The organism is Pseudomonas sp. MYb193 (genome assembly GCF_002966775.1).
Lineage (GTDB): Bacteria > Pseudomonadota > Gammaproteobacteria > Pseudomonadales > Pseudomonadaceae > Aquipseudomonas > Aquipseudomonas paracarnis.
The window spans coordinates 4,204,324-4,228,622 of record NZ_CP023269.1 but is presented as its reverse complement, the minus strand read 5'-3'; the positions used below and the strand labels follow the sequence as shown (position 1 = coordinate 4,228,622).

The 24,299-nt window shown below is 62.8% G+C and carries 11 protein-coding genes; 5 read left to right on the top strand and 6 right to left on the bottom strand.

Features of this window, described 5'->3' with window-relative positions; all coding sequences use genetic code 11:
- Positions 1 to 4: 4 nt before the first annotated feature.
- Genes CLM72_RS19145 through CLM72_RS19125 form a run of 5 tightly spaced genes read right to left on the bottom strand, consistent with a single transcriptional unit; the run spans position 5 to position 6,222 of the window.
- Entirely contained in the window at positions 5 to 766 is a 762-nt protein-coding gene (locus tag CLM72_RS19145) for an enoyl-CoA hydratase/isomerase family protein (protein WP_105227570.1), read from the bottom strand.
- The gene (gene atuD / locus CLM72_RS19140) at positions 763 to 1,920 is read right to left on the bottom strand and encodes a citronellyl-CoA dehydrogenase (RefSeq protein WP_105227568.1); all 1,158 of its coding nucleotides are present in this window, start codon (positions 1,918 to 1,920) and stop codon (positions 763 to 765) included. The genes CLM72_RS19145 and atuD overlap by 4 nt, the downstream gene beginning before the upstream one ends.
- A 17-nt stretch (positions 1,921 to 1,937) precedes the next feature.
- Entirely contained in the window at positions 1,938 to 3,554 is a 1,617-nt protein-coding gene (atuC, locus tag CLM72_RS19135) for a geranyl-CoA carboxylase subunit beta (RefSeq protein WP_105227566.1), read from the bottom strand.
- A gap of 4 nt (positions 3,555 to 3,558) precedes the next feature.
- Entirely contained in the window at positions 3,559 to 4,431 is an 873-nt protein-coding gene (locus CLM72_RS19130; protein WP_105227564.1) for an SDR family oxidoreductase, read from the bottom strand.
- Positions 4,432 to 4,443: 12 nt separating this feature from the next.
- Positions 4,444 to 6,222: an acyclic terpene utilization AtuA family protein gene (locus CLM72_RS19125; protein ID WP_105227557.1), complete on the bottom strand. Its 1,779-nt coding sequence runs from the start codon at positions 6,220 to 6,222 to the stop codon at positions 4,444 to 4,446.
- Between the two features lie 153 nt (positions 6,223 to 6,375).
- On the opposite strand from CLM72_RS19125, the gene CLM72_RS19120 reads away from it, so the two are divergent.
- The 3 genes from CLM72_RS19120 to CLM72_RS19110 all read left to right on the top strand — a co-directional run bounded on the left by CLM72_RS19120 (position 6,376) and on the right by CLM72_RS19110 (position 9,207).
- On the top strand, positions 6,376 to 6,999 hold the full coding sequence (locus CLM72_RS19120; RefSeq protein WP_034126813.1) for a TetR/AcrR family transcriptional regulator: 624 nt from the start codon (positions 6,376 to 6,378) through the stop codon (positions 6,997 to 6,999).
- Positions 7,000 to 7,091: 92 nt separating this feature from the next.
- Entirely contained in the window at positions 7,092 to 7,886 is a 795-nt protein-coding gene (locus CLM72_RS19115; protein WP_105227555.1) for an ABC transporter substrate-binding protein, read from the top strand.
- Positions 7,887 to 8,025: 139 nt separating this feature from the next.
- Positions 8,026 to 9,207 carry a hypothetical protein gene (locus tag CLM72_RS19110; protein WP_146120436.1) on the top strand — a complete coding sequence of 394 codons (1,182 nt, stop codon included), beginning with the start codon at positions 8,026 to 8,028 and terminating at the stop codon, positions 9,205 to 9,207.
- A 114-nt stretch (positions 9,208 to 9,321) separates the two neighbouring features.
- Here the strand turns inward: CLM72_RS19110 and CLM72_RS19105 are convergent, their stop codons facing one another.
- Entirely contained in the window at positions 9,322 to 9,873 is a 552-nt protein-coding gene (locus CLM72_RS19105) for an RNA polymerase factor sigma-70 (protein WP_032904207.1), read from the bottom strand.
- 301 nt (positions 9,874 to 10,174) lie between these two features.
- On the opposite strand from CLM72_RS19105, the gene CLM72_RS19100 reads away from it, so the two are divergent.
- Positions 10,175 to 10,927 carry a thioesterase II family protein gene (locus tag CLM72_RS19100; protein WP_105227551.1) on the top strand — a complete coding sequence of 251 codons (753 nt, stop codon included), beginning with the start codon at positions 10,175 to 10,177 and terminating at the stop codon, positions 10,925 to 10,927.
- A 51-nt stretch (positions 10,928 to 10,978) separates the two neighbouring features.
- Complete coding sequence (locus CLM72_RS19095) at positions 10,979 to 23,875, top strand: non-ribosomal peptide synthetase (protein ID WP_105227549.1); 12,897 nt, start codon at positions 10,979 to 10,981, stop codon at positions 23,873 to 23,875.
- The last annotated feature ends 424 nt before the right edge of the window (positions 23,876 to 24,299 follow it).

Here is a 24,299-nt window from a genome sequence, read left to right as displayed (position 1 = left end):
GGCGTCATCGAGACCAACTCGGCTTTCGCTTCTGCACAAACGCCTGCGTCCCCTCAACCCCTTCTTCACTCCTCACCGCCTCGGCAAACCACTGCGCCCCGCGATCCAGCACGGCCTCAAGGGGCTCATCCACACTGGCCAGCAACAGCGCTTTAGTCCGTGCGTTCGCCCCCGGCGCACACTGCAACACCTGCCCCAATACCTCATCCACCCGCTGCGCCAATGCCTGGGCGTCGTGCTCGACAAAATGCACCACTCCCAGCCGTCCAGCCTCCACCCCATCAAACCGCGCCGCCGTCAGCGCCAGGCGCCGCGTGTGAGTAAGGCCAATACGCTTGACCACAAACGGCGCAATCTGTGCCGGCAACAACCCCAAGCGGGTCTCGGGCAAGCCGAACTGCGCCTGGCCCTCTGCAATCGCAACATCACTCACGCACGCCAGCCCGAACCCACCGCCCAGCACCGCGCCTTGCAGCACCGCGATCACCACGGGTGCCAGTGCCTGCACCTCTTGCAGCAAGGTGCCAAATGCGCGGTTCAACGCTTGCAGTTGATCCCCCGCGCTGACCAGATCCTTCACATCGGCCCCCGCGCAAAAATGCCCGCCCGCGCCGCTGATCACCACGGCGCGCACCTGGCTGTCCAACTGCGCCAGTACCGCGCGCAGCTCATTGACCATTTCAAGGCTCATTGCATTGCGGCATTCGGGCCGGTTGAGGGTGATATGCAGCACGCCGTTGTGGGCTTCTAGCAGCAAGGTGCTCATGGCTTTTTACCGGGCAGGGTGCCCATCAGTTTGCAGATGATGCCCAGCATGATTTCGTCGGCACCGCCGCCAATCGACACCAGGCGCACGTCGCGATAGGCGCGGGCCACCGGGTTGTCCCACATGAAGCCCATGCCGCCCCAATATTGCAGGCAACTGTCGCTGACCTCACGGCCCAGGCGCCCGGCCTTGAGTTTGGCCATGGAGGCCAGCCGCGTGACGTCCTGGCCCTTGATGTACTGCTCGGTGGCCTGGTAGACCAAGGCGCGCAGGCATTCGATTTCGGTGGCCAGTTCCGCCAGGCGGAAGTGGATCACCTGGTTGTCGATCAACGCCTTGCCGAAGGTCTGGCGCTCCTTGCAGTATTCGATGGTGCTGTCGATGCAGTACTCCAGGCCCTTGATCATATTGGCCGCGCCAAACAGGCGTTCCTCTTGGAACTGCAACATCTGCATCATGAAGCCCGCGCCTTCGTGGCCGATGCGGTTGCGTTGCGGTACGCGCACGCCGTCGAAAAACACCTGGGCGGTCTCGGAGCTGTGCATGCCGAGTTTTTCCAACGGCGGGCTGACGCTGATGCCGGGGCTGTTCATCGGCACCATGATCAGGGATTTGTTGATGTGCGGCTTGTCGTCCGAGGTGTTGGCCAGCAGGCAGATGAAGTCAGCGCTGGGCGAATTGGTGATCCACATCTTGCTGCCATTGATCACGTAGTCATCACCATCCTTGCGCGCATGGGTCTTGAGCCCGGCCACGTCGGAGCCGGCGCCGGTTTCCGAGACGCCGATGCAGCCCACTTGTTCGCCGCTGATGGCCGGGCGCAGGAACTCTTCGCGCAGTTCATCGGAGCCGAAGCGCGCCAGGGCCGGGGTGCACATATCGGTCTGCACGCCGATGGACATGGGGATGCCGCCGCAGCGGATGGTGCCGAACTCTTCGGCGGCGACAATGGAGTAGCTGTAGTCCAGGCCCATGCCGCCGAATTTTTCCGGTTTGGAGATGCCCAGCAGGCCGAGGTCGCCGGCCTTGCGGAAGATTTCGTGAATGGGGAAGCGCCCGGCTTTTTCCCATTCATCTACGTGCGGGTTGATCTCGCGGTCGACGAAGGCGCGCACGGTGCGGCGCAGTTCCTGGTGTTCCTGGGTGAAGATCATTTTTATTGTTCTCCTGATTAGAACCGCGCCACACCAAAGCTGTTCGGTTGCAGTTGTCGCAGTTCGGCTTCGTGACAGATATCCAGCAAAAATCCGAGCAAGGTGCGGGTATCCCGTGGGTCAATCAGCCCGTCGTCCCACAGGTTGGCGCTGCCGTAGAGGGCGGTGGACTGGCTGTCGAGCTTCTGCGCGGTGACCTGTTCGAGCATGTCGAGCACCTTGGGGTCGGGCACCAGGCCGTCCTTGAGTTGCTTGGCCTCGGTGACAATGCGCAGCACCTTGCCCGCTTGTGCGCCGCCCATCACCGCGGTGCGGCTGTTGGGCCAGGCGAAGATAAAGCGGGGGTCCAGGCCGCGACCGCACATTGCGTAGTTGCCGGCACCGTAGGAGCCCCCGACCACGATGGTGAGTTTAGGCACACGGGCATTGGCCACCGCCTGGATCATCTTCGCGCCGTGCTTGATCACCCCTTGCTGTTCCGACTCGGTGCCCACCATGAAGCCGGTGGTGTTGTGCAAAAACAGCAGCGGCGTGCGGCTCAGGTCGCACAGCTGGATAAACTGCGCGGCCTTGCTCGCGCCCTTCGGCGTGATGGGGCCGTTATTGCCGATCACTCCCACGGCGCGCCCCTGGATATGCAGATGGGCGCAGACGGTGTGGGGATCGAACTCGCCCTTGAATTCCAGCAGGTTGGAACCGTCGGCCAGGCGCGCCAGGATTTCGCGCACGTCATAGGGCTTTTTCGGGTCATCGGGGATCAGCCCCAACAGCTCTTCAATCGGGTACAGCGGTTCGCGATAGGCGCGGGGTGGCGCGTGCGGCAAGCGGTCATTCCAGGGCAGCAGGCCCACAATTTCACGCACGATGCGCACGCCATCGGCATCGTCTTGGGCCAGGTACTCAGCGGTGCCGGCGGTTTGCGCGTGCATCTGCGCGCCCCCCAGCTCTTCATCGGTGGCGACTTCGCCGGTGGCGGCCTTGAGCAACGGTGGCCCGGCGAGGAACAGCTTGGCCTTGCCGCGCACCACCACCACGTAATCCGACAAGCCCGGCTGATACGCACCACCGGCCGTGGCCGAGCCGTGCACCACGGTGATCTGCGGCAAGCCCATGGCGGACATGCGTGCCTGGTTGGCAAAGCTGCGCGCGCCTTCAACGAAAATCTCGGCGGCGTAGTTGAGGTTGGCGCCGCCGCTTTCGGCGAGGGTCACCACTGGCAGTTTGTTCTCCATGGCGATCTGTTGCAGGCGCAGGGATTTTTTCAGCCCGGAGGGGGAAATGGTGCCGCCCTTGATCGCGCTGTTGTTGGCCACCACCAGCATGCGCACGCCGCTGACATAGCCGATGCCGGCGATCAGCCCACCCCCGGCGGCACTGCCATCTTTGTCGTCGTGGAGTTTGTAGCCGGCCAGGCTGGCCAGCTCCAGGAACGGCGCTCCAGGGTCCAGCAGCAGGTTGAGGCGCTCACGGGGCAGCAATTGGCCGCGCTTGTCGAACTTGGGCTTGGCTTCCTGGGCCTTGGCCAGCAGGTTATGTTCCAGCTGGCGCAACTGGGCGATGGTGGCCAGCATGGCTTCACGGTTTTGCGCGAACGCTGGGCTGTTAGGGGCGATCATGGTTTCAATGACTGGCATGGCGTTATTGCTCCGCCTTGAGCACATCCGGCAGGTAGGCGCGGTGGAACCCGTTGAATGGCTCGCTCGGCGCCTGCGCCTTGTGCAGCGGCCATGCGCGGCTGCCCAGGCTGGCGGCGCCGTCGATGCGCAGGGTGCTACCGCTGATAAAGGCCGCAGCCGGGCTGAGCAGGAAGACGATGGCCGCGCTGACTTCCGACTCGGTGCCGATGCGCTTGAGCGGCACATGCTCACGCAGGGTGGGAATCACCGCCTTGAAGGCGCCTTCGTAGGTGTCCATGCCGCTGGAGGCAATCCAGCCAGGCGCCACGGCGTTGACGCGCACCCCGGCATAGCCCCACTCAAACGCGGCGGTCTTGGTGAAGTTGTCCATGCCGGAGCGCGCCGCGCCGGAGTGGCCCATGCCGGGCATGCCGCCCCACATGTCAGCGAGCATGTTGACGATCGCGCCACCGTGCTTGCTCATCGACTGGTTGAACACTTCCCGCGCCATCAGGAAACCGCCCACCAGGTTGGTGCGCAGTACGGTTTCAAAGCCCTTCTGATTGATCGCGGCCAGTGGCGACGGGTATTGGCCGCCAGCGTTATTCACCAGCCCATGGATGGGGCCGTGGTCGTGCAGGACTTGCGTGACCAGTGCCTTCACCGCCTCTTCATCGCGGATGTCACAGGCCTGCCAATGGGCGACGCCGCCATCTTCTGCAATTTCCGCCGCGACCTTCTGTAGTTTTTCTGGCTTGCGCCCCACCAGGATCACGCAGGCACCAAGGGCCGCCAGCTCATGGGCGGTGCAGCGGCCAATGCCACTGCCGCCTCCGGTGACAATCACGGTTTGCCCCTTGAACAGGTCGGCTTTGAAGATCGAGTCGAAGGCCACGGCAACGGTCCTTTAGGTGAGTTGGTCGGCAATGTGTTGCGGCACGGCGATGGGGATTTCCAGCAGTTGCTGAGCGAAGGCTTTGCCTTGCGGGTCGATGCGCAGGCTGGCGATACCGCCGCCGCCCAGGGCATTCTCCAGCAGGAAATTCAGGCTGTGGCTGCCGGGCAAGTACCAGCGTTCGACGCGGCCATGGATCGGGTCGAGCACGTGGTCCATCCAGTCGACGATCACCTCCGGGGTCAGGGCTTCGGCGATCCACGGCAGGTAGTCGGGGTGGCGGGCGATCACGCCAATATTGCTGTGGTTGCCCTTGTCACCTGAGCGCGCCACGGCGAGTTTCACCAGCGGTACGCTGGCGTCGGCATGGCCCTGGGGCTTGGCCGGCTCGATGGGCACAGCCGGCGTGAGCAGAGGCGCGGAGGCGGGCAGCTCGACGGCATAACGTTGGCCTTGGTACTCGATGGCGACGCTACACCGTGATTTGTCGACCAGGAACGAAAACAGCCGAATCAGCGGATACACCGTCGGCCGCCCGCCGACAATGCCGGTCAGCCCCGGTGCCATGCCGGTTGCCGCCTGGGCGATCTCGCGGGCGAACAGCACCAGCGCCTGCTTGCTCGGGTGCCGCACCGCCAGTTTCACCACCACTTCACGGCAATCCGCACGCCGGGCGTGGGCGCCGTAGGTGGCTTCGCTGCCGAGCAGTTCGATATTGACGTCGGTGTAGGGCGCCCAGCCGCGCTGGCTGAACAGCTCCGAAGTCTTGTTGATGAGCGCCTGGCTGACCCGCTCGGCCTTGGCCACCGCGTCGATGCCAGCGAGCAGGCAACTGGCGGTGCAGCGAAAGCCATCGGGGTAGGTGGCGCTGACCTTGTACTGGTCGGTGGGTGGCAGGCCCTTGGCGCCGTGCAGGCGCACCGCGTGTTTGCCTTGTTGCTGCAGTTTGACCTGGCTGAAATCGCAGATCACGTCCGGCAGCACATAGGCGCGCGGGTCACCGATTTCATACAGCAGTTGTTCGGCCACGCTGAGTTCGCTGATCAGCCCGCCGCTGCCTTCGACCTTGTTGACGGTGAACTGGCCGTCGGCGCTGACTTCGACGATGGGGAAGCCGATGTGTTCGTAGTCGGGCACGTCACGCCAGTCGGTGAAGTTACCGCCGGTGCATTGGGCGCCGCATTCGATGATATGCCCGGCCAGGGCAGCCTGGGCCAGGTGATCGTAGTCCTGCCATGACCAATTGAATTCATGCACCAGTGCCGCGCTGACCACTGCGCTGTCGACCACCCGGCCGGTGATGACAATATCGGCGCCGAGCCCCAATGCCTGGGCAATGCCCGGTGCGCCGAGGTAGGCGTTGGCGGACACGCACAGGGGCGGCAGCGGGGCGCCGTTGTACAGGTCGGTGACAGGTGGCAGCTGTTTGAGTTGAGGGTGCAGGTCATCGCCGAGCAACACGGCGATTTTCAGCGGGATGTGGGCGTTATCGCAGGCTGCTTGCAGGGCGGCGGCGCAGGCCTGGGGGTTGATACCGCCGGCATTGCTGATCACCCGGATGCCCTGGCGCTGGATATCCGCCAGCAGGGGCGTAAGCACCTCGACAAAATCCGTGGCGTAACCGGCCTTGGGGTCTTTCAGGCGGGCACCGGCGAGGATCGACATGGTGACTTCCGCCAGGTAATCGAACACCAGGTAATCCAAGGCGCCGCCCTGCACCAATTGGGCGGCGGCGGTGCAAGTGTCGCCCCAGAAGGCGCTGGCGCAGCCGATACGTACCGTCTTGCTCATGAGAAATCCTTCCTCCAAGGGCTGGTGCCGAGACTACCAAGCAAGCGCTTGGTTTGTAAACTCCAGTCACAAGTTTTACCCAAGCGCTTGCTTGGGTGGCAGTCACGGCCTAAATTGCCGGCCAAGACGACAGTAGACGTGAAGGAGAGCAGCATGGATGAGCACAAAGCCCTGGGGGTGATGCGCACCATGGTCGATGGTGGCCAATTGACGGACCCCGAGAGCGCCCGCGGCAAGTTGCTGCAAACCGCAGCTCATCTGTTTCGCAACAAGGGGTTCGAGCGCACCACTGTGCGAGATCTGGCCAGCGCCGTGGGCATCCAGTCCGGCAGCATCTTTCATCACTTCAAGAGCAAGGATGAGATATTGCGTGCGGTGATGGAGGAAACCATCCATTACAACACCGCGATGATGCGCGCTTCACTGGAAGAGGCGAGCACGGTGCGCGAACGCGTGCTGGCGCTGATCCGCTGCGAGTTGCAGTCGATCATGGGCGGCAGTGGCGAGGCCATGGCGGTGCTGGTCTACGAATGGCGCTCGCTGTCGGCCGAAGGCCAGGCGCACGTGCTGGCCCTGCGTGACGTGTATGAGCAGATCTGGTTGCAGGTACTGGGCGAGGCCAAGGCCGCTGGCTACATCCGGGGCGATGTGTTTATCACCCGGCGCTTCCTCACTGGCGCCTTGTCCTGGACCACCACCTGGTTTCGTGCCCAAGGCAGCCTGACCCTTGAAGAGTTGGCCGAAGAGGCCTTGTTGATGGTGCTGAAGTCAGACTGAGGCGCAAGTTATTAATTTGCTGACGAAAGTTGTCTCCCCAAGTAAAAACGCCTAGCTTATCGGCATTGAACTCTTCAACGGTGCGTGCCTCGATGTTTTCGCCATGGCGGCTGGCTGCAGGACTTACTTTATGGGCACTGGGCACCGCCGCGTGGACGCAGGCCGGTGCCGCGCAGTTGGTGAGAGTCGGCGCGGCGCATTTTCCGCCCTACACCGTACGCCCTGAACAAGGCGCCGACACCGGGTTGCTGCCGCAATTGGTCGAGGCGTTGAACGCTGCGCAAACCGATTACCAGTTTGTGGTGGTGCCTACCTCGATCCCCCGGCGTTTTCGTGACTTCGAGCAAGGCCGGGTCGACATGGCGATCTTCGAAAACCCGTCCTGGGGTTGGCAGAATATTGCCCATACCAGTGTTGATATGGGGCTGGAAGATGCGGAAATCTTCGTTGCCCAGCGCCAACCCGGGCGTGACCAGAGCTACTTCGCCGACCTCAGCGGCAAGCGCCTGGCGGTATTCAGCGGGTATCACTATGCCTTCGCCGACTTCAATCCCGATCCCAAGAACATGGCCGAGCGTTTCAACGCGACGTTGACCTATTCCCATGACAGTAACCTGCTGATGGTTGCCCGTGGGCGTGCGGATATTGCGCTGGTTACCCGTTCGTACCTGAGTGATTTCATGGTGCGCAACGCAGACATGGCGGGGCAGTTTTTGGTGTCGGAGCGTATTGACCAGGTGTATCACCACTACGCGTTGCTGCGGCCCAAGGCACCGATCACCGGGCCGGCGTTTGCCGGGTTGCTCAAGGGGCTGCGTGATAATGGCCAGATGTTGAAGATTTTCGAGCCGTATCGAATTGATGTGACGGCGGTGCCCGGGCAATAGAGTCGGTTTTTACTTGAATACCATTTGTCGGCTAATCAATAAAACTGTCAGTTCTGACAGTAGCTGTCTGGTTGTATGCGTTGTTCACTCCTTGACTTGAAGTTCGTACCTCGCGAGTTTCAACATAGGGAGTTTTATCATGGCCAATATATCTAACCCGCAAATCGAATATCCAGTGCCCTCCGTTGAGTATGCTCAAGGACCAACCTTGAATCCGTTGCTGGTAAGAGGTGGAGCAAAAGTTGTCATTGAATTGGACGGTATGTTACCGAGTGAGACGTATACGGTTTACTTCAAGGCCCCCCTGGCAGAGGCCAATCCGGTGATTGCTCCTCAACAGGGTAATCATTCGGGGCGTTTGGAGTTCTTCATTCCCCCGTCTGTTATTGGCCTATGTATTGGTTATACGACGCACATTTTTTATACCGTACAGATGGGTGAAATGTTTTTGGGTCAATCGCTGGAGCTTGACTTGACCATCATGCCATTGTCCCCCAGTGATGTGGACGTGCCGGGTGTCTATCTAATTGAAGCGGGAACGGGGGAGAATCTGGATTTGGCGACATTCCCGGGCAATGTAAATGCGACGCTGGATCCTTACCCCTTAATTGCAGCCGGTCAGCTCGTATCATGTCGTGTAGAGGGTACGGACGAGCATGGCGAACCTGCTTCGCTTGAGGTGATGAACCTTTATGAGGTGAGACCGTACGAAGTCATGAATGGCTTTCAATTTCAGATTACACGTTATTTTCTGAATAAATTGGCAAATTGGTCATCCATTGATGTGCGTTTTTTGGTCAAATATGACAGGGTTCCATCGCTAGAACTTGAACCGGTTCAAGAGTTGCGGGTAGTCACAAAAGGTATTAGGCAGTCAACACGTTATGCCTTCTACGATGGAACCGATTTTGAATTTGAAAACTTGAACGGTTGGGAAAAAGGTTCGGCAATTAAAGACCCTCGCGACTTGATCATCCAGCGTAATGGTGATGATTGGTATGGGCACTTTTACAGTTACACCCATAATTCAGATGGCGTATTGCTTGAGAAAACCTTTTCACGGCTGGTGGTGGGGCAGGCGTATTCATTCTCTGTCTTTGTTCAACGGGCCAATAGCGCTTATGCGGTACCAGAGTTGTCGCTGAGTGCCGATGCCAATCAAAAGACCCCTGTCGTCCCGTTTCCCAATCGCACGCAAGAAGAGCTCAAGCTTGAATTCACGGCCTCATCTGCGGTCATGACGCTTCAGATTCATAGTCATGTAGCGACGGGATGGGGAAATGATTTCAACCTCCGGCAAATACTGGTGATGTCGGTTTGATATATCGCGGTCGGTTAAAAAACAGGCAGCCTGCCATGTGTGTGCAGTACTGCCTGTTCCTATTGAAAGCACATCAAGGGATTGTTCGCTTGTCCGTAAGTGCGGCGGCTTGATTCAAACCCGCCGCGCAAACGTATCACTATGACTGCCCGACACCTTGCGGCAATGCACCAGCGCATCGCGAATCATGAAGTTCACCAAGGTCGGAGACACCCCAAGCTCCTTGGCGATGTCTTTTTGCGGCACGCCATGCAAGCGGTACATCTCGAACGCGTAGCGGGTGCGCTGGGGCAGTTGCGTCAGGGCGTCGGCGATGTTTTCCAGGGTGTTGAAATTGATGTGCGAGGTTTCCGGTGAAGCGCCGTGAATAACCACATTCAAGCCTTCCTCTTCGGTCCCGGAGTATTTGAGCTCCAGGGCCTGCTTGCGGTAATGATCGATCGCCAGGTTGCGCACGATCTGGAACAGATAACTCAGTTGGGCCTTGAACGATGAGGTGATGGTCGGCGCCGACTGCAGCCGGAAGTAGGCGTCCTGCACCACGTCTTCGGCGCGGGAGCGGCACCCGGTGATACGGGCCGCGATCTTCACCAAAATCAGTCGATTGTCGACGAACGCCTGGAGAAGGGGTGAATCGCACCTGCCTGTGGATACTTGTTCCGTCATGGAAATCACCTTGCTGCGAATAGGTTAGGGGAGGGCATCCCTGCTGAGGCCTCCTACATATCGGGCAACAAATTATGCTTAATGATAATGATTGTCAAATGAGAAGACGAACTAATCTTATGCCTTGGGCAAAGGTGTGAACCACGTCTCGCTCGCCCCCGGCGACTAATTATTTGAAGGCTCCGTCCGTTCTCATGGGTGACAGGTTCGTTAGTACAACGGCCAAGGATCAGCACCCGCAGGAGGACCAGATGGGTTTTTATCGTGCATTCAGCGTGTTTCAGTTCGGAGTCCTCGCGGGATGAGTACGTCCCTGCGGCTGCGCCTGTTTTGCCTGCCCCACTCAGGCGCCAGCGCCTCGGTCTACGCTCGCTGGCGCCGGGTCCTGCCGGACTGGCTGCAAGTGTGCCCGCTGGAATTGCCGGGACGCGGCATGCGCATGGACGAGCCATTGCAGCGCGATATCAAGGCCTTGGCCGCGCAGCTTGCTGAAGAAATCAGCCGTGATCTGGATGGCCCCTATGCCTTGTTCGGCCACAGCCTTGGCGGGCTGTTGGCGTTTGAATTGGCTCACGCTCTGAACGCGCGCAATCTGCCCGCGCCCCTGGCGTTGTTCGCGTCCGGCACGGCGGGCCCGGCGCGTCGTGATGTGAGCGGGTACGCCGTCGAAAAGACCGATGCCCAACTGATTGCCCGACTGCGCGAATTGCAGGGCACCGCCGAAGAAGCCCTGGCCAACCCCGAGCTGATGCAACTGATGTTGCCGATCCTGCGCGCTGATTTCCTGCTGTGCGGCAGTTTCACCTATGGCGAGCGCCAGCCCCTGGCGCTGCCGATCCATGTGTTCGGTGGCAAGCAAGACAGCGTGCGTGCCGACCAGTTGCTCGACTGGCAACTCGACGCCGCCAGTGGGTTTTCCCTGGACATGTTTGACGGCCATCACTTCTTCCTCGTGCAGCACGAAAGCGCCGTGCTGCGCTGCGTGCGTCGCTATGCCGACGAGCACTTGGCGCGCTGGCGCATTGGTGCGACGCGGCAGCTCGTCGCCGGCTGAACCCCACCGACTTCCCGAATTTCCCGTAAGCCGATTTCAGGCAGGAACCCCATGATGGACGCCTTCGAACTTCCCCGCACCCTGGTCCAGTCCCTTCAACAGCGTGCTGCGCAGACGCCGGACCAGGTGGCGTTGCGCTTCCTCGCCGAGAGTGCCGAGCACAGTGTGGTGCTCAGTTATCGCGACCTCGACCAACGCGCCCGCACCATCGCCGCCGCCTTGCAAGCCAACGCTGGCCTGGGCGAGCGTGCGGTGTTGCTGTTCCCGAGTGGCCCGGACTATGTGGCGGCGTTCTTTGGTTGCCTGTACGCCGGGGTGATCGCGGTGCCGGCTTATCCACCGGAGTCTACGCGTCGTCATCACCAGGAGCGCCTGCTGTCGATCATCAGCGATGCCGAGCCGCGGCTGCTGTTGACCATTGCCAGCCTCAGCGAGGGCCTGGCGCAGATTGAAAACGCGCCCACGGTGTTGAGTGTCGATACCCTGGAGGCGCAGCAGGCCGACCAGTGGGTCGAGCCCGACCTCAAGGCCGACGACATCGCGTTCCTGCAATACACCTCCGGCTCCACCGCATTGCCCAAGGGCGTGCAAGTCAGCCACGGCAACCTGGTGGCCAACGAAGTGCTGATCCGCCGTGGTTTTGGCATCGACCTCAACCCCGATGACGTGATCGTCAGCTGGTTGCCGCTGTACCACGACATGGGCCTGATCGGCGGCCTGCTACAACCGATCTTCAGCGGCGTGCCCTGCGTGTTGATGTCGCCGGCCTACTTCCTTGGCCGACCTTTGCGCTGGCTGGAGGCGATCAGCGAATACGGCGGCACTATCAGCGGTGGCCCGGACTTCGCCTACCGCCTGTGCAGCGAACGGGTCAGTGAGTCGGCCCTGGAACGCCTGGATTTGAGCCGCTGGCGCGTCGCCTATTCGGGTTCCGAGCCGATCCGCCTCGACACCCTGGAACGCTTCGCGGAAAAATTCGCGGCCTGTGGTTTCACCCCGAATAATTTCTTCGCCTCCTACGGCCTGGCCGAAGCCACCCTGTTTGTCGCCGGCGGCACCCGTGGCCATGGCATTCCCGCCCTGCGCCTGGACGAACAGGCGCTGGCCGCCAACCGTGCCGAACCGGGGCAGGGCCCTGCGATCATGAGTTGCGGCACCAGCCAGCCGGACCACGCCGTGCTGATCGCCGACCCGCACACCCTCACCGAGCTGCCCGACCAGTGCGTCGGCGAACTCTGGGCCACGGGCCCGAGCATCGCCCACGGCTACTGGCGCAACCCGCAAGCCAGCGCCAAGACCTTCGTCCAGCATGCTGGCCGCACCTGGTTGCGCACCGGTGACCTGGGTTTTATCCGCGACGGTGAGGTGTACATCACCGGGCGCCTGAAAGACCTGCTGATCGTGCGCGGCCACAACCTTTACCCCCAGGACATCGAACAGACCATCGAGCGCGAAGTGGAAGTGGTGCGCAAGGGCCGGGTCGCCGCGTTTGCGGTCAATGACCAGGGCCTGGAAGGCATCGGCATCGCCGCGGAAATCAGCCGCAGCGTGCAGAAAATCCTGCCGCCCGAAGCGCTGATCAAAGCGATCCGCCAAGCCGTGGCCGAGGCCTGCCAGCAAGCCCCGAGCGTGGTGGTGCTGCTCAACCCCGGCGCCTTGCCGAAGACCTCCAGCGGCAAAGTGCAGCGTGCTGCCTGCGCGATTCGGCATGCCGATGGCAGCCTCGACAGCTATGCGCAGTTCCCCGGGCAGCAGGGGCAGGCGAGCGAAGTGGCACTGGAATCGGACTTGCAACAGCAGATCGCGGCGATCTGGTGCGAACAACTGCAACTGGCTCATGTGGCGGGCGACGATCACTTTTTCCTGCTGGGGGGCAACTCCATCACCGCGACCCAAGTGGTCGCCCGCCTGCGCGAAAGCCTGGGGCTGGAACTGAGCCTGCGCCTGCTGTTCGAAGCGCCGACCCTCGCCGCCTTCGCCACGGCCGTCGCGCAGCTGCAACAGGATGGCGGCGTGGCCCAAGGCGCAATCCACGTGCTGTCACGTCAAGAAGACCTGCCTCAATCCCTGGCACAGAACCGCCTGTGGATCACCTGGCAATTGGACCCTCACAGCAGCGCCTACACCATTCCCGGCGCCTTGCACTTGCGCGGCGAGCTGGATGAAGACGCACTGCGCCACAGCTTCCAGCAACTGATCCAGCGTCACGAAGCCCTGCGCACGCGCTTCTACGAGCGCGACGGCCAGGCGTTTCAGCGTGTCGAGGCTACGGCGGATTTCGAACTGCCGATCATCGACCTCAGTGACCTGCCCAACACCGAACGCGAAGCCCGTGCGCAACAGGTCCGCGAAGACCAGGCGCGCAGCCCGTTCGACCTGGAAAAAGGCCCGTTGCTACGGGTCACCCTGGTGCGCCTGGGCGATGAAGAGCACCAACTGCTGGTGACGTTGCACCACATCATTGCTGACGGTTGGTCGCTGAATATCCTGATCGACGAGTTCTCGCGCCTGTACGCCGCTGCCGCCCAAGGCCAGTCCCTGGAGTTGCCCCCGCTGGCCTTGCAATACGCCGACTACGGCAGTTGGCAGCGCCAATGGTTGGCCGAAGGCGAGGGCCAGCGACAGCTGACGTACTGGAAAGCGCAGTTGGGTGACGAGCATCCGGCCCTGAACCTGGCCACCGATCACCCGCGCGCCGCCCAGCATCGGCACAGCGCCTCGCGCCATAGCCAGCGCCTGGATGCGCGCCTCAGTGCGGCGATCCGCCAGACCGCCCAGGCCCATGACTCGACGCCGTTCATGCTGTTGTTGGCGACGTTCCAGACCTTGCTCTATCGCTACAGTGGCCAGCGCGATATCCGTATCGGCGTGCCCAATGCCAACCGCCCACGCCATGAAACCCAGGGCCTGATCGGCTTCTTTATCAACACCCTGGTGCTGCGCGCCGAGCTGGACGGGCGCCTGCCGTTCAACCAGCTGTTGGCCGCCACCCGCGAGACCACATTGGCCGCCCAGGCCCATCAGGACCTGCCCTTCGAACAACTGCTGGAAGCCTTCCCCCAGGCCCGCGAACAGGGCCTGTTCCAGGTCATGTTCAACCACCAGCAACGTGACCTCAGTGCCTTGCGCCGCCTGCCGGGCCTGCTGGCCGATGAGTTGCCCTGGCACAGCCGCGAAGCCAAGTTCGACCTGCAACTGCACAGCGAAGAAGACCGCAATGGGCGCTTGAGCCTGTCGTTCGACTACGCCGACGAGCTGTTCGATTGCGCGACCATCCAGCGTCTGGCCGAGCACTTCATCCATCTACTTCACGCTGTGTGCGCGCAACCACAACACGCCATCGGCGATCTGCCGTTGATGCAGGCTGACGAACAGCAACCCTGGAGCGAAGCCCCTTGCGCGCCGGCCCGGCACTGGCTGCCCGAGCTGCTCAACCAACAAACGTCGGACGCCACCGCGCTGGTCTGGCAGGACGGCAGCCTGACATTCGCCCAATTGCACACCCAGGCCAACCGCCTGGCCCATTACCTGCGCGACAAAGGCGTCGGCCCGGACGTGTGCGTAGCCATCGCCGCCGAGCGTTCGCCGCAACTGCTGATCGGCCTGCTCGCCATCATCAAGGCCGGTGGCGCCTACGTGCCGCTGGACCCGGATTACCCCGCCGAACGCCTGGCCTACATGCTCAAGGACAGCAGCGTGCAACTGCTGCTCACCCAGACCGCGTTGCTGCCCCAACTGCCCAGCGCCGAAGGCGTGTGCGTGATTGCCATGGACAGCCTGCACCTCGACAGCTGGCCGACCCAGGCGCCAGGCTTGCACCTGCACGGCGATAACCTCGCCTACGTGATCTACACCTCCGGTTCCACCGGCCAACCCAAAGGCGTGGGCAACACCCACGGCGCCCTGGCCGAGCGTTTGCAGTGGATGCAGGCCACCTATCAACTGAACGAAACCGATGTGCTGATGCAAAAGGCGCCGATCAGTTTCGACGTGTCGGTGTGGGAATGCTTCTGGCCATTGATTGCCGGCTGCCGCCTGGTATTGGCCGGGCCGGGCGAACATCGCGACCCGCACCGCATCGCGCAGCTTGTGCAGGAACATGGGGTGACCACGCTGCACTTCGTGCCGCCGCTGTTGCAACTGTTTATCGACGAGCCGCTGGTGGCCGAATGCACCAGCCTGCGTCGCCTGTTCTCCGGCGGCGAAGCCTTGCCCGCCGAACTGCGTAACCGCGTACTGGCGCGCTTGCCAGCGGTGCAATTGCACAACCGCTATGGCCCGACCGAAACCGCGATCAACGTCACCCACTGGCAGTGCGCAGCCTCGGATGGCGAGCGCTCGCCGATTGGTCGGCCGTTGGGCAATGTGATCTGCCGCGTACTGGACGAGCAGCTCAACCCGTTGCCGGCCGGTGTGCCGGGCGAACTGTGCATCGGCGGTATCGGCCTGGCGCGGGGTTACCTGGGCCGTGCCGGGCTGACGGCCGAACGTTTTGTCGCCGACCCGCTGGGCGCGGCGGGCGCCCGCTTGTATCGCACCGGTGACCGTGCGCGCTGGAACGCCGATGGCGTGCTCGAATACCTCGGGCGCCTCGATCAGCAGGTCAAACTGCGGGGGTTCCGGGTGGAGCCGGAAGAAATCGAAGCGCGCCTGCTGGCCCAGGTAGGCATTGCCCAGGCCGTGGTGCTGGTGCGTGATGCACAGTTGATCGGCTACTACACCGCCGACACCGAACTGGATGAGCAAAGGGTCAAAACCGCCCTGGCCGCCGAGTTGCCGGAGTACATGGTGCCCGCGCTGCTGATGCGCCTGGACGCCATGCCCCTGAGCCCCAGCGGCAAGCTCGACCGGCGTGCCTTGCCAGAGCCGGTATGGCAAACCCGCGAACACGTCGAACCGCACACACCTTTGCAACTGCAAATCGCCGCGATCTGGCGCGAGGTGCTTGGCCTGCCACGCATCGGCCTGCGCGATGACTTTTTCGCACTCGGCGGGCACTCGTTGCTGGCCACGCAAATCATCTCCCGCACCCGCCAGGCCTGTGACGTCGAACTGCCCCTGCGCACCCTGTTCGAAGCCAGCGTGCTGGGCGATTTTGCCCAGCAGGTCGGGCTGATCCAGGCGGCGGGCCAGCGCAACCAACAGACGGCCATCGGCAAGGCCGACCGCAGCCAGCCGGTGCCCTTGTCCTATTCCCAGCAGCGCATGTGGTTCCTCTGGCAGATGGAACCGGACAGCCCGGCCTACAACGTCGGCGGCATGGCGCGCCTGCGCGGCGTGCTGGATGTGGGGCGTTTCGAGGCCGCCTTGCAGGCCTTGATCATGCGTCACGAAACCCTGCGCACCACCTTCCCAAGTGTCGATGGTGTGGCCTGTCAGAAGGTCTCGGCGCAAACCGGCGTGCGCATGGACTGGCAGGATTTCTCCGCGCTGAATGAGCCGCAGCGCCAGCAGCGTTTGCAGCAACTGGCCGATGTCGAGGCGCACACGCCGTTCAACCTGGAAACCGGGCCGCTGTTGCGCGCCTGCCTGGTCAAGGCCGGCGAGCAGGAACATTACCTGGTGCTGACCCTGCACCATATCGTCACCGAAGGCTGGGCCATGGACATCTTTGCCCGTGAACTCAGCGCCTTGTACGAAGCCTTTATCGACGAGCGCGACTCACCGCTGCCAGCGTTGCCGGTGCAGTACCTCGACTATAGCGTGTGGCAACGCCAGTGGATGGAAGCCGGTGAGCGCCAGCGTCAGCTGGACTACTGGACCGCCCAACTGGGCAACGAACACCCGTTGCTGGAACTGCCCGGCGACCGTCCGCGGCCACCGGTGCAAAGCCACCGGGGCGAGCTGTACCGGTTTGATTTGAGCGACGAGCTGGCCGCCCGCGTGCGTGCCTTCAACGCCCAGCACGGCCTCACGCTGTTCATGACCATGACCGCGACCCTGGCAGTGTTGCTCTACCGCTACAGCGGCCAGACCGACCTGCGCATCGGCGCGCCAGTGGCCAACCGTATCCGTCCGGAAAGCGAAGGCTTGATTGGCGCGTTCCTCAATACCCAGGTGCTGCGTTGCCAGCTCAACGGGCAGATGCGGGTCAGCGAGCTGTTCGAGCAGGTGCGCCATACCGTGATCGAGGGCCAGTCCCATCAGGACCTGCCGTTCGACCATCTGGTGGAAGCCCTGCAACCGCCGCGCAGCGCGGCGTACAACCCGTTGTTCCAGGTGATGTGCAACGTGCAGCGCTGGGAATTCCAGCAAAGCCGCCAACTGGCTGGCATGACCGTGGAGTACTTGGCCAACGATGCGCGGGCGACCAAGTTCGACCTCAACCTGGAAGTCACCGACCTCGACCATCGCCTGGGTTGCTGCCTGACCTACAGCACCGACCTGTTCGACGAGCCGCGTATTGCGCGCATGGCCGAGCATTGGCGCAACCTGCTCGAAGCGTTGGTCGCCGATCCCGGCCAGCGCCTCAGCGAATTGCCGTTGCTGAGCGCGGATGAACAACGCGCCTTGCAAGACAGCCTGGGGGTGGAGAAGGGCGAGCATCGCCTCGACCAGTGCATCCATCAACTGTTCAGCCAGCAGGCCAGCCAGCGGCCGGAGGCCCCGGCGCTGACCTTTGCCGGTGTGACCCTCTCGTATGCGCAACTGGATGAGCGCGCCAACCGCCTGGCCTGGATGCTGCGCGAGCGTGGCGTGGGCCCGCAGGTGCGCGTCGGCCTGGCGCTGCCGCGTTCGCTGGAAATGGTCGTCGGTTTGCTGGCGATCCTCAAGGCCGGCGGTGCCTATGTGCCGCTGGATCCGGAATACCCGCTGGACCGCCTGCATTACATGATCGAAGACAGTGACATCGGCCTGCTGCTCAGTGATGCGGCCCTGTTCGAAGCTCTGGGTGAGTTGCCGGCGACGGTGGCGTGCTGGTGCCTGGAGGATGACTCGCCGGTGCTGGCCAATTACCCCGCCGAAGCGCTGCCGTTCGTGAGTCTGGCGCAACACCAGGCGTACCTCATCTACACCTCGGGTTCCACGGGCAAGCCCAAAGGCGTGGTGGTGTCCCACGGTGAGATCGCCATGCATTGCCAGGCGGTGATCGAGCGCTTTGATATGCGCCCGGATGACTGCGAGCTGCACTTTTACTCGATCAACTTCGACGCTGCCACCGAGCGTTTGCTGGTGCCGCTGCTGTGCGGGGCGCGGGTGGTATTGCGCGCCCAGGGCCAGTGGGATGCCGAAGAAATCTGCGCGCTGATCCGTACCCATCGCATCAATGTGCTCGGTTTCACCCCGAGCTACGGCAGCCAGTTGGCGCAGTGGCTGGCGACCCAGCAACAGACGCTGCCGGTGCGCATGTGCATCACCGGTGGCGAAGCCTTGACCGGCGAACACCTGCAACGCATCCGCGCAGCGTTCACGCCCCAATTGTTCTTCAACGCCTACGGCCCCACCGAAACCGTGGTGATGCCCCTGGCCAGCCTGGCGCCCGAGCAGTTGGAGGAGGGCGCTGGCAGCGTGCCGATCGGCAGCATCGTCGGCGAGCGCGTGGCTTACATTCTCGACGCCGACCTGGCGCTGGTGCCTCAGGGCGCCAGCGGCGAGCTGTACATCGGTGGCGCCGGCCTGGCCCAGGGTTATCACCAGCGGCCGGGGATGACGGCGGAGCGCTTTGTCGCAGACCCGTTTGCTGGCAAGGGCGGGCGCCTGTATCGCACCGGCGACCTGGTACGCCAACGCGCCGATGGCCTGGTGGAGTACCTGGGGCGCATCGACCATCAGGTGAAGATCCGCGGTTTTCGCATCGAACTGGGCGAAATCGAAACGCGCTTGCTCGAACATGACGCTGTGCGCGAAGCGGTGGTGCTGGCACTGGATGCGCCGAGCGGCAAGCAATTGGTGGCGTACCTGGTCAGCGATGCCGAGCACGCCGCCTTGCGCGACGCGTTGAAGGCGCACCTCAAGGCGCAACTACCGGACTACATGGTGCCCGCGCATCTGATCGTGCTGCAGAGCATGCCGCTGACCGCCAACGGCAAGCTCGACCGCCGCGCCTTGCCTGAGCCGGACCCAGAGGCCAATCGCCAAGCCTACGTGGCGCCGCGCAGCGAGCTGGAACACAGCCTGGCCGCCATCTGGTGCGCGGTGCTGAACGTGGAGCAAGTGGGCCTCGACGATAACTTCTTTGAACTGGGCGGCGACTCGATTCTGTCGATCCAGGTGGTGAGCCGGGCGCGCCAGGTCGGCATTCATTTCAGCCCCCGTGACCTGTTCCAGCACCAGACGGTTCAGAGCCTGGCTGCCGTGGCCACCCGCTCGGAGCGCGTCATCGCCGAGCAAGGGCTGCTGACCGGTCCCTCGGGCCTCACGCCGATTCAGCACTGGTTCTTCGACACCGATATCCCGGCGCGCCAGCACTGGAACCAGGCGTTGGTGCTCAAGCCACTGCAACTGCTCGATGCCCATCGCCTGGAGCAAGCGCTGCTGGCGGTGCTGGAACACCACGACGCGCTGCGCTTGAGCTTTACCCCGCGCGATGCGCAATGGCATGCCGAACACCTGGGCGTGCCGGAAGGCGGCGTGCTGCTGCAGGCGCAGGTGCGCGACATGCAGGCGTGCACGGCGTTGTTCACCGACACTCAGCGCAGCCTCGACCTGGCACAGGGGCCGCTGCTGCGCGCCTTGCTGGTGGACGGGCCGCAAGGCCAGCAGCGCTTGCTGATCGCCATCCATCACCTGGTGGTGGACGGCGTGTCGTGGCGCGTCCTGCTGGAAGACCTGCAAAACGTTTATCGCCAACTCAGTGAAGGCCAGTCCGTCAGCCTGCCGGCCAAAACCAGCGCGCTGCGTGATTGGGCTGCGCGCTTGCAAGCCTATGCCCACAGTGAATCCCTGCGCGAAGAGTTGAGCCTGTGGCAAGCGCAATTGGCTGGCCCCGCCTTGGCCTTGCCAGTACAGCGTCCCCAAGGTGCGCGGCGCAATAGCGATGCCGAAACGGTGAGCGTGCGCCTGGATGCCGAGCGCACCCGGCAGTTGCTGCAACAGGCGCCGAGTGCCTATCGCACCCAGGTCAACGACCTGTTGCTGACCGCCCTGGCCCGCGTGCTGTGCCGCTGGAGCGGGCAGGCCTCGGCACTGATCCAACTGGAAGGCCATGGCCGCGAAACCTTGTTCGATGACATCGACCTGACCCGCAGCGTGGGTTGGTTCACCAGTGCTTACCCGTTGCGCCTGACGCCGCTGGCCGAGCACGGCGACTCGATCAAGGCGATCAAGGAGCAACTGCGTGGCGTGCCCCATAAAGGTTTGGGGTATGGCGTGCTGCGTTACCTGGCCGATGACCTGTGCAAGCAGAGCATGGCCGCATTGCCGAGCGCGCAGATTACCTTCAACTACCTGGGTCAGTTCGACCAGAGCTTTGGCACTGATGCGCTGTTCCACCCGCTGGAGGAATCCGCCGGCCTGGCCCATGACCCGGATGCGCCGTTGCCCAATGAACTGAGCATCGACAGCCAGGTCTACGGCGGCGAGCTGGTGCTACGCTGGACGTTCAGCCGTGAGCGGCATGATCAGCAGGTAATTCGCGATCTGGCCGAAGCTTACCTGGCCGAATTGCACAGCCTGATCGCTCATTGCCTGCAGGACGATGCCGGCGGCCTCACGCCGTCCGACTTCCCCCTGGCGCACCTGACCCAGGTGCAACTGGACGCCTTGCCGGTATCGGCCAGCGCCATCGAAGACGTCTATCCGCTGACCCCGATGCAGGAGGGCTTGCTGCTGCACACCCTGCTGGAGCCGGGCACGGGCCTGTATTACATGCAGGACCGCTACCGCATCAACAGCGCCCTGGAGCCGGAGCGTTTTGCCCAGGCCTGGCAAGCGGTGATCGCCCGCCACGAAGCCTTGCGTGCCTCGTTCTGCTGGAACGTCGGCGAAGACATGCTGCAAGTGATCCACAAGCCCGGCAGCACGCCGATCGAATACCTGGACTGGAGCGCCGACCCGCAGGATCAGCAGGAGCCGCGTCTGCAAGCCTTGCTCAAGGCCGAGCGCGAAGCCGGTTTTGACCTGCTCAACCAGGCGCCTTTCCACTTGCGCCTGATTCGCGTGGGCGAGGCGCGCTACTGGTTCATGATGAGCAACCACCACATCCTGATCGATGCCTGGTGCCGTTCGCTGCTGATGAATGACTTCTTCGATATCTACACAGCCCTGGGCGAAGGCCGCGATGCGCAACTGGCGACGCCGCCGCGCTATCGCGACTACATTGCCTGGCTGCAACGCCAGGACCTCAACGAGGCGCGCCAGTGGTGGCAGCAAAACTTGCAGGGCTTCGAGCGCGCCACGCCGATCCCGAGTGACCGCCCGTTCTTGCGCGAACACGCCGGCGGCAGTGGCGGCATGGTGGTCGGCGACTGCTACACCCGCCTGGATGCCCGCGACGGTGCGCAACTGCGCGAACTGGCCCAGGCGCATCAGCTTACCGTCAACACGTTCGCCCAGGCGGCGTGGGCCCTGGTGCTGCGGCGTTTGAGTGGCGATCGCGACGTGCTGTTCGGCGTCACCGTGGCCGGGCGCCCGGTGGACATGCCCGAGATGCAACGCACCGTGGGGCTGTTTATCAACAGTATCGCGCTGCGGGTGAAACTGCCCGAGGACGGCCAGACGTGCAGCGTGCGCCAGTGGTTGAGCGCCTTGCTCGACAGCAATATGCAACTGCGCGAGTACGAATACCTGCCGTTGGTGACGATCCAGGAACACAGCGAATTGCCCAAGGGCCAGCCGCTGTTCGACAGCCTGTTCGTGTTTGAGAACGCGCCAGTGGAAGTCTCGGTGCTGGACCGTGCGCAAAGCCTGAACGCCACCTCGGATTCCGGGCGTACCCACACCAACTTCCCGCTGACGGCGGTGTGCTACCCCGGCGATGACCTCGGCTTGCACCTGTCCTACGACCAGCGTTACTTCGACGAAAGCACCGTGCAAGGCATGCTCGCTGAGTTCAAGCGCCTGTTGCTGGCGCTGGTGCAGGGCTTCCATGGCGACATGGCCGAGCTGGCGCTGATTGGCGAGCAGGAACGTGAATTCCTGGTGGCGGGCTGTAACCAGAGTGAGCGAGCCTATCCGCTGGAGACGAGCTACATCGAGCTGTTCGAGGCCCAGGTGGCAGAGCATCCGCAGCGCATCGCCGCCAGTTGCCTGAGCCAGCAATGGAGCTACGACGAACTGAACCGCCGCAGTAACGGCCTGGGCCACGCGTTGATTGCGGCCGGTGTGGGCCTGGACCAACCGGTGGCGTTGCTGGCTGAACGTGGGTTGGACTTGCTCGGCATGATCATCGGCAGCTTCAAGGCCGGTGCCGGTTACCTGCCGCTGGACCCAGGGCTGCCCGGCCCGCGCCTGAGCCGCATCATCGACATGAGCCGCACGCCGCTGCTGGTGTGCACCGAGGCGTGCCGCGAGCAGGCCGTCGAGTTGCTGCAAGGGGTTGATTGCCAACTGCTGGTGTGGGAGGAAGTGCCCGCCCGTGGCGAAAACCCCGGTGTCTACAGCGGCCCGGACAACCTTGCCTACGTGATCTACACCTCGGGTTCCACCGGCTTGCCCAAGGGCGTGATGGTCGAACAGCGTGGCATGCTCAATAACCAGTTGAGCAAGGTGCCGTACCTGAACCTGAGCGATGCCGATGTGATTGCCCAGACCGCGTCGCAAAGCTTCGATATTTCTGTGTGGCAGTTCCTCGCCGCGCCGCTGTTTGGCGCACGGGTGGACATTGTGCCCAATACCATCGCCCATGATCCGCAAGGGTTGCTGGCCCACGTTCAAGCACAGGGCATCACCGTGCTGGAGAGTGTGCCGTCGCTGATCCAGGGCATGCTGGCCCAGGAGCGTATCAGCCTCGAGGGCCTGCGCTGGATGCTGCCTACCGGGGAGGCGATGCCACCTGAGCTGGCCCATCAGTGGCTGCTGCGTTACCCGCAGATTGGCCTGGTGAATGCCTACGGCCCGGCGGAATGCTCCGATGATGTGGCGTTCTTCCGCGTCGATCTGGCGTCGACCCGTGGCACTTACCTGCCGATTGGTACGCCGACCGACAACAACCGCTTGTACCTGCTGGACGGCGCTTTAGAGCTGGTGCCTCAAGGGGCGGTGGGCGAGTTGTGCGTCGCCGGCACCGGTGTCGGTCGTGGCTATGTCAGCGATCCGCTGCGCACCGCCCAGGTGTTTGTACCCAACCCCTTTGGCGCGCCTGGTGAGCGCCTCTACCGTACCGGTGACCTGGCACGGCGTCGCAGCGATGGGGTGCTGGAGTATGTCGGTCGTATCGACCACCAGGTGAAGATTCGCGGCTACCGCATCGAACTGGGTGAAATCGAAGCGCGCCTGCATGAACAACCGCAGGTGCGCGACGCGGCGGTGGGTGTGCAAGAGGGAGCCAATGGCAAACATCTGGTCGGCTACCTGGTGGCCGCCGACGCCACGCTGGAACCGAGTGAACAGCTGGAGCGCGTCAAGCAACGCCTGCGTAGCGAACTGCCGGAATACATGGTGCCACTGCATTGGCTATGGCTTGAGCGCCTGCCCCTGAATGCCAACGGCAAGCTCGACCGCAAGGCCCTGCCGGCCCTGGAGATCGGCCAGTTGCACAATCAGGACTATGTGGCGCCGCGCACTGAGCTGGAAACCACGTTGGCGGGTATCTGGGCCGAGGTGCTGAAGGTCGAACGGGTCGGGGTGCAGGACAACTTCTTCGAACTGGGCGGGCATTCGCTGCTGGCCACGCAGATTGCCTCGCGGGTGCAGAAGACACTGCAACGCGATGTGCCGTTGCGGGCGATGTTCGAGTGCAGCACCGTGGCGGAGTTGGCCGAGTATATCGAGGGGGTGGCAGGCAATGAGATCAGTGCCGAGAAGGTGGATCGGTTGAGTGATTTGATGGCGGAGTTGGAAGGGCTTTGATCTTCGTTGTCTGTCAGGGCCTCATTGCAGCATAGGTATTTACATAACTCTGTAAGCTCAACGGTAACCACGATGCGAAGCGAGCCGCTTTTGATCTTAGGCGCCCCGTTAAACCACGCTGGCGGATTACGGGCACACCGAGCCTAAGCGAGGTGCCGAGTGGTGGGGCAAGAGCGTTTTGCTTACTTTTGCGCGAGCCGCCGTCAGGGCGGAACCCTAAGTGGCCGTTACCGCAGGAATGGATATGTACACGGTCCAACTGTGTTGACTGTCAGGCCGTCTTCGCAGGCAAGCCAGCTCCCACCTTGGATCGCGGGGCATCAGTTATATCTGTGTCGGCTGCCAGGCCGTCACGGGAGCAAGCTCCCTCGCCACAGATTTAGCGTCGTGCCGAAGTTGTGTAGATACCTATGCTCATCGCAGG

What these genes read in the sequence shown, in the direction of transcription:
- CLM72_RS19115 (WP_105227555.1), top strand. Translation starts at nt 7,092, where the DNA reads ATGTTTTCGCCATGGCGGCTGGCTGCAGGACTTACTTTATGGGCACTG.
- CLM72_RS19125 (WP_105227557.1), bottom strand. Translation starts at nt 6,222, where the DNA reads ATGAGCAAGACGGTACGTATCGGCTGCGCCAGCGCCTTCTGGGGCGAC.
- CLM72_RS19105 (WP_032904207.1), bottom strand. Translation starts at nt 9,873, where the DNA reads ATGACGGAACAAGTATCCACAGGCAGGTGCGATTCACCCCTTCTCCAG.
- CLM72_RS19095 (WP_105227549.1), top strand. Translation starts at nt 10,979, where the DNA reads ATGATGGACGCCTTCGAACTTCCCCGCACCCTGGTCCAGTCCCTTCAA.
- atuD (WP_105227568.1), bottom strand. Translation starts at nt 1,920, where the DNA reads ATGATCTTCACCCAGGAACACCAGGAACTGCGCCGCACCGTGCGCGCC.
- CLM72_RS19110 (WP_146120436.1), top strand. Translation starts at nt 8,026, where the DNA reads ATGGCCAATATATCTAACCCGCAAATCGAATATCCAGTGCCCTCCGTT.
- CLM72_RS19145 (WP_105227570.1), bottom strand. Translation starts at nt 766, where the DNA reads ATGAGCACCTTGCTGCTAGAAGCCCACAACGGCGTGCTGCATATCACC.
- CLM72_RS19120 (WP_034126813.1), top strand. Translation starts at nt 6,376, where the DNA reads ATGGATGAGCACAAAGCCCTGGGGGTGATGCGCACCATGGTCGATGGT.
- atuC (WP_105227566.1), bottom strand. Translation starts at nt 3,554, where the DNA reads ATGCCAGTCATTGAAACCATGATCGCCCCTAACAGCCCAGCGTTCGCG.
- CLM72_RS19100 (WP_105227551.1), top strand. Translation starts at nt 10,175, where the DNA reads ATGAGTACGTCCCTGCGGCTGCGCCTGTTTTGCCTGCCCCACTCAGGC.